Source organism: Parabacteroides caecihominis (assembly GCF_023656785.1).
GTDB lineage: Bacteria > Bacteroidota > Bacteroidia > Bacteroidales > Tannerellaceae > Parabacteroides > Parabacteroides segnis.
Genome location: NZ_JAMOKS010000016.1, coordinates 110,599 through 124,491, shown reverse-complemented (window position 1 = coordinate 124,491; position 13,893 = coordinate 110,599). Strand labels below are relative to the sequence as shown.

Below are 13,893 nucleotides of genomic sequence, written 5' to 3'. Positions count from 1 at the left end.
AACATTTTACTTATTTGATAGTTCATGATTTTTTTCTGTGGAGGTTTCTCCTGTTTCCGGTTCTTCCTGTGGAAATGTCCCGGCTGTACCCTGGAAATTCTCGAGGAACTGTTTTTCCATACTTAGCGATCGTTTCCGTATCCGCTTGGAAAAATAGATAACGACAATGATCAGGAAAGATAATATCAGTCCTGACCCCAAAGCGACATTGAAAAGACGGATGATGATACCCATTACGATAATGATACAGATCAACACCTTGATCACTATCATTGATACCAGCAGCCCCCTGTTGAACCTGTTGTCCGCCCAAAGTTTGCGGAATTCGACGGAATTGTTTTTCTTCATGATGATGGCGCACAAAAACGGGGATATGATAAGGAGGACAAGAACGAAGCTCAGCAGGCTTCCTTTCATCCCCGGAATACGTCCCATTACCAGAGGATACGCATAGGAGAAGAACAGCGCTATGAAAAACAGGCATACCACCAGATAAAGGGTGACGGATACCAACATGGACCTGATGAGCTTGTGCCAGGAGCCTTGATGTCTTGTGGTCATTGTTCCAGAAGAATAATGCGTCAGGTAATCTTTCAGGAATTGTGGCAAGTGCCTGTCTGCAAAACAGTAGACGGGATCCGACAGTCTTATCATATAAGGAGTAAGGAAAGTGGTGATGACCGATACTGCCACTATGACCGGATAAAGGTATTTGTCCATTACATTCAGACTGATTCCTAACGAAGCGATGATGAACGCAAACTCACCCACTTGTGCCAGGGAAAAGCCGGCTTGTATCGCAATCTTTAGCGGTTGTCCGGAAAGCAACACGCCGAAACTCCCGAACAGGACCTGCCCGCATAGGACCAGTGCCGTCAGGATAAAAACAGGAACGGCATATTCCCATATCATGGCAGGGTCGATCATCATTCCCACTGATACGAAGAAAACGGAGGCGAACAGGTCCTTTACCGGTTGCACGATATGTGCGATTTCTTCCGCTTTATCTGTTTCTGCCAGCAGGGATCCCATGACGAACGCACCCAGCGCGGCGGAGAATCCCGCCTTTGTCGCTATCATCACCATTCCCAGGCATAGTCCCAGGGAGGTTGTCAACAGTATTTCATTGCTAATAAAGCGGTTCAATCTTTTCAGAAGGGTAGGAATCAGATAGATTCCCAATGCTGACCAGAAAATAAGAAAGGCCGCAAGTTTCAATATGCTCTCCAGCATTTCGAAGCCTTCAAAATGCTTGCCTACAGCCAATGTGGAGAGGACCACCATCATGATTACCGCCACCACGTCCTCAATGATTAGTATCCCCAGGACAATACCGGTAAATTTCTGATCGAGAAGCCCCATGTCACTGAATGCTTTGAATACGATGGCGGTGGAGGACATGGACAGCATTCCGCCCAGAAAGATACAGCTCGTGTGTGAGAAGCCCATCGCATTGCCTGCCGTATATCCCAGGAACATCATGCCGCAGACGATGATAACAGTGGAGAATATGGCCGAGGCTCCCACACTTATCAGCTTTCTGAACGAGAAATCCAGTCCTATGGCGAACAGGAGGAAAATAACACCGATATCCGCCCATATCTTGATATTGGCCTGGTCGGAAACAGTCGGGAATAGGGAAATGGAAGGACCTGCCATAATACCGGCCACAATATATCCCACTATGACCGGCTGTCCCAGCCATTTGAAAATGACGGTTATGATACCGGCTATAATCAAGATAGTGGCAAGGTCTGATATTAAAGGGGCAACTTCCGACATAGGAGTAACATTTTATATGGACAACTCGTTAAGGACACGGATCAGGTTTTTGTCAATGGGCTTGTCGTTCTTGATAGCCTGGTCAAAAGGAACATAGACAATCTCATTGTTATGTATGCCTACCATGATATTGTGCTGGTCCTCCATCAGGGCCTGTATGGCGGCCTCACCCAGCCGGCTGGCCAATATGCGGTCGTTGGCACTTGGCGCTCCTCCCCGTTGTAGATGTCCCAGGATAGAGACCCTGACATCATATCCGGGGTATTCCCTTTTTACCCGGTCGGCATAGTGCATGGCTCCGCCATTCTTATTGCCCGGGCTTTCCGTCACGATGACGATGCTGCTGTTCTTGGTCTTCCGGAATCCGCGTCCGATAAAAGTCTCCAGCTGATCCGCATCCGTCCGGTCTTCCGGAATAATGGCGGCCTCGGCTCCCGAGGCTATTGCGCTGTTCTGGGCGAGGAAACCGGCGTCGCGTCCCATCACCTCGACAAAGAAAATTCGGTCGTGCGAGGTGGCTGTATCCCGGATTTTGTCCACACACTCCACAATGGTGTTCAGGGCCGTATCATATCCGATTGTAAAATCGGTTCCGTACAGGTCATTGTCGATGGTACCGGGCAGTCCTATGCACGTGACAGGGTATTCCTCGGCAAATATGCGGGCTCCAGTCAGTGAGCCGTCGCCCCCGATGACTACCAGCGCCCCGATTTTTTCTTTCCTCATGGTATCGTATGCCTCTCTGCGTCCTTCCGGGGTGGTGAACGCTTCGGAACGTGCCGTTTTCAGGATGGTTCCCCCACGCTGGATGATGCTGCTCACATCCTCGGTCGTAAGTTCCCTGGACTCGCCCGCTATCAGGCCTTCGTACCCTCTGTAAATTCCTTTGACTTTGAAGCCGTTGAAAATGGCGGTACGGGTCACGGCACGGATTGCCGCATTCATTCCGGAAGCGTCCCCTCCGGAAGTAAGGATTCCTATATATTCATCTTTTTTCATCTATCTCAGTTCTTGTTTTGTTTCATTCTGCCAATATAGCTTTCAGTTTTTTCCGGCAGTGAAAAATACGGCTCTTTATGGTTCCCAAACTCACACCGGTTCTTTCCGCTATCTCACGGTATTTGAACCCTGACAGGTACATCTCAAAAGGTATGAAATGCGACTCCGGTATACTTTTGATGGCATTACGTATCTTTTCCAGGTCATAGTTCCTGTCCACCTCCTCTGTACGGGACTCGTCCATGATCCGCGAATAATATGCAGGATCGGAGGATATGTACAGACGGGTATGACCGACCTCCGCCCGGTAACCGTTGATAAACGTGTTACGCATGATGATAAACAGCCACCCTTTGAAATTTGTGTTCTTGTTGTAACTTTCTTTGTGAAGCATTGCCTTGAGCAGGGTATCCTGCAGCAGATCTTCCGCCTTCTCCCTGTCCGCTGTCAGTTTGTACGCGAAACGGAACAGTTCGTCCTGTACGCTAAGCAGCTCTTTTTCAAAATTGAATTCCTTCATCGGTTGTGCCGGTTCCCTGTTCCGGAAGTGCCTGTTAAAGGCCGGACGGCTCTCCGGACAGGAAAAGCCTGTCCGGCCTTACACCATTCCAGATATGGAATTATTTAACCTCGATAGCCTTGGAAGTTTTTTGTTTTTCTTCCTCCTTCACTTTCGGGATTTCAATGGACAGGATCCCGTGTTCGACTTTTGCGGAAATCTTATCCTTCTCCACGTTTTCAGGTAGCAGGATGGTCTGCTGGAACTTGGAATAAGAGAATTCGCGGCGGAGATACTTCTTGTCTTTCTTCTCCTCCTTCTTCTCTTCTTTCTTTTCCATGCAGATTGTCAGGTTGTTGTTTTCGTCAACATTCACCTTGAAATCATCCTTCGTCATTCCGGGAGCCGCCATTTCAACCTTGTAGTCCTTGTCATTCTCAATGACATTGATGGCAGGAGCCGTAACTCCCGTTTTTGCCAGCCACTCATTCTCGAAGAAATCGTTAAAAATACTCGGCAACCAGTTTGAATTTGTTTTTACAGGTACCATTTTTACCTCCTTTTTTAAATTGTTAATAAATAAAATATTCAAAAAGACAATACAAATCAGTCTGATTGACTGACTCTTATCGTCTGATCATACCTTGTTCGGCTACAGCCTCCGTCCGTCTCCGTATCTCCTCCTGGTCTCCGAGGAAATAGTCCCTGACAAGCACCGGCCGTTCATCAAATTCGAATACATAAGGTACTGCCGTGGGCAGGTTCAAGAGGGATATGTCCGTATCGGAAATATTCTTGAGATGCTTGACTATCCCGCGCAGACTGTTTCCATGGGCAACGACAAGCAGGTTGTCCCTATGCATCAATGTGGGTAGGATGACACATTCCCAATAGGGCATGACACGCATGACGGCATCCTTCAGGGATTCAGTCCGTGGCAGTTCCATTTCGGGAACACCGGCGTAACGGGTGTCGTTCCCCGGATAGCGGGGATCGTCTTCCTTCACCGGCTCGGGCGACACGCCGTAACTTCTCCGCCAGATATGGACTTGTTCCTCGCCATATTTGTCTGCTGTCTCCCTTTTGTTAAGTCCCTGAAGTATGCCGTAGTGTTTCTCGTTCAACCTCCAGCTTTTCTCCACCGGGATCCAGTCTTCATTGAGACGGTCCAGAACACAATTCAACGTTTTCACAGCCCGTTTCAGATAGGATGTGTAAGCCGCCTCAAAAGAGAATCCCGCTTCTTTCAGCATATCACCGGCTTTACAGGCTTCTGCGATCCCCTTATCACTCAGGTCTACATCGGTCCAACCGGTAAAGCGGTTTTCCTTGTTCCATAGGCTCTCGCCATGTCTCAACAATACGATCCTTTTCATGCCATATAGTTTTTATGCAACGGTTATCGAAGGATCCAGATAGACATCCTGAATGGTGTTCAGAAGCGAGACCCCGTCTTTCATCGTCTTCTGGAAGGCTTTTCTCCCACAGATAAGTCCCATACCTCCGGCACGTTTGTTCACCACTGCGGTTACGACGGCATCATGCAGGTCAGATGTCCCATGGGACTCGCCCCCCGAATTGATCAGGCCAACCCTTCCCATATACCCGTTGGCCACCTGGTAGCGGCAGAGGTCTATCGGATGGTCGGAGACCAGTTCCGTATACATACGCCCGTCGGTCTTACCGAATCCGATGGCTTTAAAACCTCCATTGTTGGACGGCAGCTTCTGCTTCACGATATCAGCCTTGATGGTGACCCCGATATGGTTGGCCTGCCCTGTCAGATCTGCTGCCGCATGATAGTCAATCCCGTCTTTCTTAAAACTGCTGTTTCTCAGATAACACCACAATACCGTGGCCATCCCCAACTCATGGGCATATTCAAACGCCTGTGAGACCTCCACAATCTGGCGGCGGCTTTGTTCCGAACCGAAATAGATAGTTGCCCCCACGGCAACGGCACCCATGTTCCATGCCTCCTTCACTGTACCGAACATGACCTGGTCATAACTGTTCGGATAAGTCAGCAGCTCGTTATGGTTCAACTTCACGATGAAAGGAATCTTATGGGCGTACTTACGTGCCACAGCTCCCAGAACTCCGAATGTGGATGCCACGGCGTTGCATCCTCCCTCGATAGCGAGTTTCACAATGTTCCCGGGATCGAAGTAAAGAGGATTGGGTGCAAAGGATGCTCCGGCAGAATGTTCTATCCCCTGATCCACCGGCAGGATGGAGACATACCCGGTATTGGCCAGACGCCCGTGCCCGTACAGGGCTTGCAGGCTCTCCAAGGTGCGTATATTCCTGTCGGAATCCACCCATGCCTTGTCTATCATATTCGGCTCGGGGATATGGATGAGTTTCTTGTCTATTGTCTTGCATACATGGTCCAGGTAGTATCCTGCCTGCGTTCCCAACAAATCAATAATCGTGCTCATGTCAGTCGTTTTTTTATTCCAAATCAGGACTGGCGTTCCCCCAGTTTTGCATCCATGAAAAGGATGCCGCTCTCTCCGGCTTTCTTCATCAGGTTTACGATGTTCAGGAAATTCGCCTCTTCCTCCACCTGCTCCCTGACAAATCCCCAAAGAAAATCACGGGTGGCATTGTCTTTCTCCTCGGAAGCCAGATGTACCAGTTCGTCAATCAATCTGGAAACATGTCTCTCGTGTTCCAAGGCATGTTCAAAGACTTCGGTGGGACTGCCCCAACCCTGTGGAACCACATCGACCTTGTCCACTTTTGCCTCCGCCTCACGTTTGGCCATATATTCGGCGATGGCACATGCGTGTCCTGTCTCTTCCGCCGATTGCTTGCGCATCCAGCGGGCCATGCCGGAAAAACCTTCCTTTTCCAGATAGAAGGACATTGAAAGATACAGGTTGGCGGACCATAATTCCGCAGTAATCTGCCCGTTCAGGGCCTTTTGTAAATTCTCGGTCATAATGAATCTAATTTTTAATGTTGGTACTATTTTTTATTTTTCATATTCAGGGGCAAGCGTGTGCTTGTCTCAAAATATCTGTCAGGACAGGTTGCATCCCGTTTATGAAACATTCCACGGCGATGACCATCAGAATAAGCCCCATCAGTCTCATCATCACATTATTTCCGGTTTCTCCAAGAATTTTCAAAAGCCGCGTTGACACGCAAAGGATAATGAAAGAGAGGAGACAGACTAGGGCGATCACGCAAACCAGTGCAATTTTGAAAATATGCTCAGGGGCATCTTCCATCAGTGTTATGCCGCTTGAAATTACACCCGGACCGCACAGCATCGGAACGGCAAGAGGCGTGACGGTGATGTTCCTGGAATATTCTTTTTTCTCGTTCTCGTTCAGTTTCACATGGGTGAAGTGTGCCTGCAGCATGTCATATCCGATTTTAAAGATGATGATACCTCCCGCAATCCGGAAACCATTGGTCGAGATCCCGAAAAAATGGAACAGGAACCTGCCGCACAAGGTGAAAAGTACCAGTATGACGAACGTGAGGGCGCAGGATTTTAAGGCGATGCTCCGGCGTTCTCCGGCACTCATGCCCTCGGTCATCTGCAGGAAAACCGGCATCACTCCGAGGGGGTCCATCAATGTGAACAACGAAGTGAAACACAACATTGAGTATGCGAATATATCCATAGGATGATACTTGTTTTATTTTTAGACCATTATTTTCTCTGTGAACAATAAACTCCGGTCAGGTTACACGATTTGACACATCATATGAAGCAGGGCAGCCTGCGTTCATATTCCATGGCCAGGATACGCAACAATTCCATAAACGCCGTACTTACATATATCCGTTTTGTGTACAGCCCCTTGATGAAAGAATGGATGGATGAATCCGTATTCTGGCATAGTACGTGAAGTTCGGATATCTGACGGGATATATATTGTTCATGTTCAAGCAGGGTGTTCAAGGCAGCCAGCGGTGTCGGCCATTGCCGGATGTCGCGCCTGATTTCATGGATGGTTACAGCACCTCCTTCATGATAGATGCGGTTCATCATCTGATAGACCTTGCCCATATTGTCCTGTGCCTGTGCACTTAGCCATGAGGCCAATATCGGAAGTTGCTGCCCCTCAAAATAGACCTGCAATGACAGGTACAGGTTAGTTGACCAGATTTCTGTATTGATCAATGTGTTCATCGCATATTCAATTCGTTTATCCATGGCTGTTCTGATATTTGAAATTAGACAAAATAAATCGTAATTCATATCCTGCAATAATCATGAATTTATGTGATAGCATCTGTAAATCGGACTCTTATGGAGTTGTAAAATGAATTTTAATGCTTGCGAGACAAATAGTCATAAAAATGTATAATTATCATGCCTTTTTGTCACAAGATCCCTACAACATTCTCAACAAGATATCCAGTTCTTTCTCTATCATGTTGATCTTGTCGTATATGTAATCCAGCGTATTATGATAGTGCAGGCAGGCCCTGCATTCCTGCAATTCCCTTGACAGGGAGAGTATTTGTTGCCAAAGTTCCTCTTCTGTATGTCCAGGGGGATTATTGAATGCCATAAATGGATTCAGAGAAACTGTTTGGCATGTAATTTGTGTAATAATAGCCGCAAGTCCCGAAAAGGGGCAGGAATGGAAACAAAAAGGCAGAGAATTCCACTAAAGACAGTAACAGACAGAGGAATGAAAACGGAAGGCAGGACCTGTCCGGTTTTGAAACAAATTGCTTTCATAATGCGATTATATGACAACTCTGTTCCCTGAAGTTGTGTTTATATAAAGTTAAGCGTGGGAACTTTGGTATTACCGTTCAGAAGTATCCCCATACTCAACAACATATAATACACAAAGCCCCACGCCTATATATGCTAACAAGATATAATAGTGCATAGGGACACCTGATGTATTATCCAATTGTTGTCTTGAAATTGGGGATTTCCTGAACATGGATAATGCCTAACGCTTACTGTTATTAATTTTTTTTGGTAAAAGACAAGGCAAAAATACTAAAAGAATTGATTCGCGTCAATAAAAATCCAACTTTTTTATTATTTTACTCTCTGCGCCACTGAATTTCATCGCTCTCCGCTCTCCAAATCCCGTGCCCTTCAGCGATAAGTAATCCTGAGTTCATCAATTGCCTCATAAAAGAGCTTTTGTACATCCTAAAATCCGCAACCTGTAATATTTTTGATATCTGGGGTTGCAGATACCTCTCTAAAACGACTCGTTTTCGTAAAGAACCCTAATGGTGCAGTCGCAAGAGACAAAATCCCCTTACCCCATGATGCGACTTGAGGCAATACGCAAAAGGCCACGAAGATTTGAGGCTACCCAAAATCAAATTTGAAGGCCATCATGTATGCATCATTGCTTGTGTATATGTTCAGTATGTGCTGTCTTGCAGTCTTAATCCATTTTGCAGGGACAGAAACATACTTGAATACAAAAGTTTTGATTCTGCTTGTGCGTTTAAGTCCAAAGCTCTTCATGTTTGCGTCAGATATGAGGTGTCTGTAAAAGTTTCGTATTAAAGCGGTCAGAAGCAGGAACACCGTGTTTTCCGCCATGAACGATTTTGGCAGCCGTTTCCAGCCAAAGCCGTTGTTCATGTCGTCCAATACACGCTCAGCACCGCCACGCTTGTTGTAATACTCCACGATGTCACGGTCTGTCGAAGTATAGTCATTTGTCAGTATGCATCTGTATGTATATTCCCCTTCCCACAGGTCGAGTTCCTTGTTGATGCTTCTTTGCCGCTGTATGACAAGGCGGTACGCTTTGCCGACCCATTTCTCTGCAATGATGGAGCATATCTCAAACTCGTGACCGTTTATGTATTCGGTCTTCCATCCGCGCAAGGCAAAGATATCGTCATACAACGATACACACCTGTTTGCGCGGATATAAAAATGCCGACTGTGCTTCTCCACCATTTCCACCATAGCCTCAGAGCATGAGCCACAATCCATCCTCGCACGGTTTATATGTATTCTGGCATTCTCCAAACGCTCAAAAATACGTTTTAGAGTGTCTTCCTGATGGAAACGGACATTGGTATTGCCGTCGCGGTTCTCTATCCCGACGATGACATCGCCGACCGTTGCTATTCCTGGACTGTAACCGGTAAACTTCTTGTAGGTTATTTTTGCGTCAAATTTCTCCGTCTCAATGAACTGGTGGTCAAAATCAAAGTCATATTCATTGTCTGGCAGCAACTGTCCAGTTGCCAGCAATGCATTGACAAGCAGATTGTTAAGGTCGGAAGCCACGTTGAAGTCGTAGCTTTTGCCCGAATCAGACCTGTAGGTCAGATTCGGTGTGGTCAATTCACGAATGGCCCTAAGTATTGTGTCTGCGCTGCATGTACGGAGGGGTGGATGCAAGCAAAGTGCTTCCATAAGGTGTGAGGTCACGTCTTCGACACATGACCCTCCACAGAAATATACGCACATCAGAGAACGTATTATCTCGCTATATTGATAGCCATACACTTTGCTACGCAAACCTAAAGTAGAGTCTATTGTACAAGACAACATCCTGTCGAATTTCTCCATAATTGGAAATATACCACCAAAAGATGTGAGTTTCTCGGATTTTATTTGTACTTTTACCATGCTTGATGAGGTTTTGTTTGACTATTTTTGCAACACTAAGTTAAGTGAATCCTTTGACATGACAAAATCCTGAGCCGCTCGGCTTTGCCGCTTGGCTTGTCCAAGAACTTTTTGTTGTTCAGGATATTATAAAAGTTAAAATTTATAGTGTTGCGGAATTAAGGTAATAACAATACTATGAAATCGTTATTCATATTACAACTTGTATGTTGCGTCATTACAGCCATGCTAGCATTGCAATTAGCCATGGCAAGTTTGCAGGTGAGATGGAAGGTGTGGCGCTACGAAATATCAAGATGGATTCTCGTTGCATCCATGCTATTCTTCTCCGTCCACTACCTCTTACAGATGATTCATGGACTCCGTGCACAAGGTACCGATGTGGGCGCAGCATTCAACATATTGTTCTATACTCCAGTGGCATTTGCCATCACTCTCTCCATAATCAACATAGAGAGCACAGGCAACAAAGTGCGACGGTATTGTTTACGTGGTATGATGGCATACATACTCATCGCCATAGTTTTCGTCATTGGCATGTTCAAAAGTCAAAGTTTACACATTGGCAATATGCTCTATGTGATGCTCGGTCTTTTTGTGGCTAGCATGGCATATTTTATTCTTATCATTCGCAAAGAAACAAAAGCCCGAAAGCAGAAGCTCATGGAGAATTTCGGAATCGACTTGATTCCATACGTGCGCTATTCGCAAGCCAGCATCATTTTGCTATACTTTGCTGCTGGACTCCTTCCTGTAGCAATCCTCTTCAATACCTTATTATATATAATAGGTCCCTTGATATTACTCTCTGTCATCTTTTTCGTCCACACTTTCATTGCTATGGGCTATTACATCACACCCAAAGAAGTCATTCCTGAGGAAAATGACGCAGAAGCAAAAGTCACGGAAGCAGAAGACATGAAAGACGGCAAGAACACTCATGGCACAAATATCTTGACAGCTAATAGAAAGATGGAAATAGAATTAGCCCTCAAGAAATGGTGTGAAGAGGGATTTTATAAGGACTATGAAGTTAACATCTATTCGCTAGCTACCAAGTTGGGATACAAGAAAAACGAACTGACAGAATACTTCAATCAGTCAGAATACACCAATTTTAGAACCTGGCTTAGCGACATTCGTTTTAATGAGGCTGTTCGCATGATGAAAGCCAACCCCGAATATAGCATTGACGCTATTTCCACAGAGTGCGGTTTCTCATCCCACACATGGATTTATCGTATATTCAAACAAAAAACGGGCATGTCACCTAGCCAATGGCGCAAACAGTTTGCCTCCATCTAAATGCGTATTTTTGTAATTTCGCATTAAATAGCATTTAAAAGAGGTGTGTCAGCGTTTTGACACAACCTCTACTTAAAAGATTTAATTTACAATAGTATTGCGGAATTAAGGTACATGAAACCGATAACCTGTCATAGTGGCATTGGGAAAAGCCGTTCAGACGATCCGCATCATGGTCGGCAAAAGATCTAAAGTGACCTCTTTGGCTGTCTTGCGCTTGGAGACATGAATCATTTCAAGCACCTTTATGACGTCTTCAGACTTCGTGCCACGTATCATGGTCACAAGTGTACCTCTGCCACCACGTCCCGCACGATTAGTGACAACAGTATATAATTCTCCGCAGCTTAAAGAAGTCTCGTCAATACAAAGGCTAGGGACCTGAGGTTGTGCCCGCATTCTGACACATTTACATTTGTAGTATTAAATATCCCAATAAAAATATAAGTGTATATTGTAATGGGATCTTAATAGAGGATTAAAAAATAAATACTTAATGGGCTGTTTCTTATGAATTCTACTGAAATCTTATAATAATTGCTCAAAAAATCACATTCTTTGTATACGTAATATCCTAATTTTGGAACGCAAATTAAAAGAATATTAATAAACTAAATTATCTGATTTATATGACAAAATTAAGATGTATGCTTTGTTGCCTGATGATCTGTACTATTACTATTGATGCTAGGACTGTTAATGATATATATAAAAGAATATCTGCACAAGTCTCCTTGAAGGTTCCCGGTAATCAATCACGAAACTATTCCCTTGCTTTTCAAGGAGCCGTTGATGATAAGGGAATCTATCTGTTAGAGTCTGAAGAAAAAATACCATTAATCATTACAGAGAGAATAGAACGTGACAATGTTAAATGTGTAATGGTAGTAAGTATTACGGCATTGGAAGACGTGTACTTTAATTATCAACAACAGTTGAAAACAGGCTTCCGACATAATGACTGTATGTTTTATCTACCAGGATTCTGGTATAGTCGCAATTTACGTTCTCCTAAAGGTGCTCCTTCATTTCATATATCAGAGAGTTGGCTGGTACGTGAGGATCGTCTGAGCTCACCCCTTACCGGTATCTTCAATCAGAAAGATGGACGTTATATGACTGTGGCACGCAAGGACGATTTTCAATGGGATGCCCTTGCTACCCACCAAACAGGCGAAATCATCCTCTCGGGCAAAACGTCCCTAGGGTTCACCGGCTTTGAGAGCCATGACGGAACATCAACACTATCTTTTGGATTTCCTTACCGAGAAGCTCCTAAAACCTATATTCGTAAGTTGACGCTGGCTCCGGAGGTTACATCTTTCCAATATCTAAAAAAAGGAGAAACAGTACTCCTGACCTGGGAATTTATCGAGGGGCAGGCTACAGACTACTCAGATTTTATTTGCCATACTTGGGAATATTGTTATGATACATACCGTCCCCAACCTGTGAAAATACCTTTTTCTCCAGAAGAGATAAAAGGAGTGCTGAGCAATTATTTTGTGGAAAGTTTTGTTGGGGACAAAGCTCTTGCCTATTACTCCAGCCCTGAAATGAAAGTGGCAGCCTGTGCCAACATGAATGTAGCAGAGATAGGTTTTGTCGGTCGCGTACTTCTAAACGCTTTCAATGCATGGGAGTTTGGCAATGAGAATGGACGTGATGACCTTGCAGCTAGCAGTAAAAAGATATTTGATAGTTACTTAGAAAATGGCTTTACGGAAACCGGTTATTTGCGTGAATGGGTAAATCTGGAAAATGATAGTGATGTGAAAGAAGAACGCCCAGTGCATAGCATACGTCGTCAGTCGGAAGGAATTTATGCCATGTTTCATTATCTGAATTATGAACAGAAGTATAAACGTCACCATCCTGATTGGGAACAACGCTTAAAGAAAATGCTCGATATGTTCTTGCAACTGCAAAATCCAGATGGAAGTTTTCCACGTAAATTCCATGATGACTTTACAGTTGTTGACGGAAGTGGAGGAAGTACTCCATCCGCTACATTACCTCTGGTTATGGGATATAAATATTTTAAGGACAAACGCTATCTGTCCGCTGCCCGGCGTACTGCGGAATATCTGGAAAAAGAGCTTATATCAAAGGCTGACTATTTCTCCTCTACGCTGGATGCAAACTGTGAGGATAAGGAAGCTTCCCTCTATACCGCTACGGCAACTTACTATTTATCATTGATAACAAATGGTACGGAACATAACCACTATGCCTCTCTGACACGAAAAGCGGCTTATTTTGCCTTGTCCTGGTATTACGTCTGGGACGTTCCGTTTGCTCCCGGGCAGATGTTGGGTGATATCGGTCTGAAAACTCGCGGCTGGGGAAATGTCTCGGTGGAGAATAATCATATTGATGTATTTATTTTTGAATTTGCCGATGTGCTCCGTTGGCTTTCCAAAGAGTATAATGAACCTCGTTTCTCTGATTTTGCTGAAGTCATTTCTACTTCCATGTGCCAGTTACTTCCTTATAAAGGACATATGTGTGGAGTGATAAAAGTTGGTTATTATCCGGAAGTGATCCAGCACACCAACTGGGATTATGGAAGGAATGGAAAAGGATATTATAATGACATGTTTGCTCCCGGTTGGACGGTAGCATCCCTTTGGGAATTGCTGACACCGGGACGTACTGAGAATATACTGTTGAAATAGCTCTGATATCCACTTTTCAGGATATTCTTATATCC

The 13,893-nt window shown here is 44.9% G+C and carries 13 protein-coding genes; 2 read left to right on the top strand and 11 right to left on the bottom strand.

Features of this window, described 5'->3' with window-relative positions; translation table 11 throughout:
* Window positions 1–6 precede the first annotated feature (6 nt).
* The 11 genes from NBH14_RS15055 to NBH14_RS15005 all read right to left on the bottom strand — a co-directional run bounded on the left by NBH14_RS15055 (window position 7) and on the right by NBH14_RS15005 (window position 9,875).
* The gene (locus NBH14_RS15055) at window positions 7–1,782 is read right to left on the bottom strand and encodes a cation:proton antiporter (protein ID WP_004308112.1); all 1,776 of its coding nucleotides are present in this window, start codon (window positions 1,780–1,782) and stop codon (window positions 7–9) included.
* A gap of 12 nt (window positions 1,783–1,794) precedes the next feature.
* Window positions 1,795–2,781 (bottom strand): 6-phosphofructokinase, encoded by a 987-nt coding sequence (gene pfkA / locus NBH14_RS15050; protein ID WP_004308113.1) that lies wholly within the window; start codon window positions 2,779–2,781, stop codon window positions 1,795–1,797.
* A gap of 22 nt (window positions 2,782–2,803) precedes the next feature.
* Complete coding sequence (locus NBH14_RS15045) at window positions 2,804–3,301, bottom strand: RNA polymerase sigma factor (protein ID WP_004308114.1); 498 nt, start codon at window positions 3,299–3,301, stop codon at window positions 2,804–2,806.
* A gap of 100 nt (window positions 3,302–3,401) precedes the next feature.
* Complete coding sequence (locus NBH14_RS15040) at window positions 3,402–3,830, bottom strand: Hsp20/alpha crystallin family protein (RefSeq protein WP_004308115.1); 429 nt, start codon at window positions 3,828–3,830, stop codon at window positions 3,402–3,404.
* Between the two features lie 76 nt (window positions 3,831–3,906).
* On the bottom strand, window positions 3,907–4,656 hold the full coding sequence (gene gpmA, locus NBH14_RS15035; protein WP_004308116.1) for a 2,3-diphosphoglycerate-dependent phosphoglycerate mutase: 750 nt from the start codon (window positions 4,654–4,656) through the stop codon (window positions 3,907–3,909).
* A 12-nt stretch (window positions 4,657–4,668) separates the two neighbouring features.
* Complete coding sequence (locus NBH14_RS15030; protein ID WP_004308117.1) at window positions 4,669–5,721, bottom strand: class I fructose-bisphosphate aldolase; 1,053 nt, start codon at window positions 5,719–5,721, stop codon at window positions 4,669–4,671.
* A gap of 23 nt (window positions 5,722–5,744) precedes the next feature.
* Window positions 5,745–6,227, bottom strand: a complete 483-nt coding sequence (locus tag NBH14_RS15025; protein WP_004308118.1) for a ferritin — start codon at window positions 6,225–6,227, stop codon at window positions 5,745–5,747.
* Window positions 6,228–6,273: 46 nt separating this feature from the next.
* Window positions 6,274–6,921 (bottom strand): MarC family protein, encoded by a 648-nt coding sequence (locus tag NBH14_RS15020; RefSeq protein WP_004308119.1) that lies wholly within the window; start codon window positions 6,919–6,921, stop codon window positions 6,274–6,276.
* A gap of 80 nt (window positions 6,922–7,001) precedes the next feature.
* Window positions 7,002–7,457, bottom strand: a complete 456-nt coding sequence (locus tag NBH14_RS15015) for a ferritin-like domain-containing protein (protein ID WP_005680129.1) — start codon at window positions 7,455–7,457, stop codon at window positions 7,002–7,004.
* A gap of 181 nt (window positions 7,458–7,638) precedes the next feature.
* Window positions 7,639–7,818, bottom strand: coding sequence for a hypothetical protein (locus NBH14_RS15010; protein WP_008771119.1), 180 nt, complete (start codon window positions 7,816–7,818; stop codon window positions 7,639–7,641).
* A gap of 770 nt (window positions 7,819–8,588) precedes the next feature.
* Window positions 8,589–9,875 carry an IS1380-like element ISBfi1 family transposase gene (locus NBH14_RS15005; protein WP_004312659.1) on the bottom strand — a complete coding sequence of 429 codons (1,287 nt, stop codon included), beginning with the start codon at window positions 9,873–9,875 and terminating at the stop codon, window positions 8,589–8,591.
* A gap of 177 nt (window positions 9,876–10,052) precedes the next feature.
* On the opposite strand from NBH14_RS15005, the gene NBH14_RS15000 reads away from it, so the two are divergent.
* On the top strand, window positions 10,053–11,180 hold the full coding sequence (locus NBH14_RS15000; RefSeq protein ID WP_004312658.1) for an AraC family transcriptional regulator: 1,128 nt from the start codon (window positions 10,053–10,055) through the stop codon (window positions 11,178–11,180).
* A 629-nt stretch (window positions 11,181–11,809) separates the two neighbouring features.
* The gene (locus tag NBH14_RS14995; RefSeq protein ID WP_004318649.1) at window positions 11,810–13,858 is read left to right on the top strand and encodes a hypothetical protein; all 2,049 of its coding nucleotides are present in this window, start codon (window positions 11,810–11,812) and stop codon (window positions 13,856–13,858) included.
* Window positions 13,859–13,893 lie beyond the last annotated feature (35 nt).

Coding starts and splice junctions, on each gene's coding strand:
- NBH14_RS15005 (WP_004312659.1), bottom strand. CDS start 9,875: ATGGTAAAAGTACAAATAAAATCCGAGAAACTCACATCTTTTGGTGGT.
- NBH14_RS15000 (WP_004312658.1), top strand. CDS start 10,053: ATGAAATCGTTATTCATATTACAACTTGTATGTTGCGTCATTACAGCC.
- NBH14_RS15045 (WP_004308114.1), bottom strand. CDS start 3,301: ATGAAGGAATTCAATTTTGAAAAAGAGCTGCTTAGCGTACAGGACGAA.
- NBH14_RS15040 (WP_004308115.1), bottom strand. CDS start 3,830: ATGGTACCTGTAAAAACAAATTCAAACTGGTTGCCGAGTATTTTTAAC.
- NBH14_RS15025 (WP_004308118.1), bottom strand. CDS start 6,227: ATGACCGAGAATTTACAAAAGGCCCTGAACGGGCAGATTACTGCGGAA.
- NBH14_RS15020 (WP_004308119.1), bottom strand. CDS start 6,921: ATGGATATATTCGCATACTCAATGTTGTGTTTCACTTCGTTGTTCACA.
- NBH14_RS15030 (WP_004308117.1), bottom strand. CDS start 5,721: ATGAGCACGATTATTGATTTGTTGGGAACGCAGGCAGGATACTACCTG.
- NBH14_RS15055 (WP_004308112.1), bottom strand. CDS start 1,782: ATGTCGGAAGTTGCCCCTTTAATATCAGACCTTGCCACTATCTTGATT.
- NBH14_RS14995 (WP_004318649.1), top strand. CDS start 11,810: ATGACAAAATTAAGATGTATGCTTTGTTGCCTGATGATCTGTACTATT.
- pfkA (WP_004308113.1), bottom strand. CDS start 2,781: ATGAAAAAAGATGAATATATAGGAATCCTTACTTCCGGAGGGGACGCT.
- NBH14_RS15015 (WP_005680129.1), bottom strand. CDS start 7,457: ATGGATAAACGAATTGAATATGCGATGAACACATTGATCAATACAGAA.
- NBH14_RS15010 (WP_008771119.1), bottom strand. CDS start 7,818: ATGGCATTCAATAATCCCCCTGGACATACAGAAGAGGAACTTTGGCAA.
- gpmA (WP_004308116.1), bottom strand. CDS start 4,656: ATGAAAAGGATCGTATTGTTGAGACATGGCGAGAGCCTATGGAACAAG.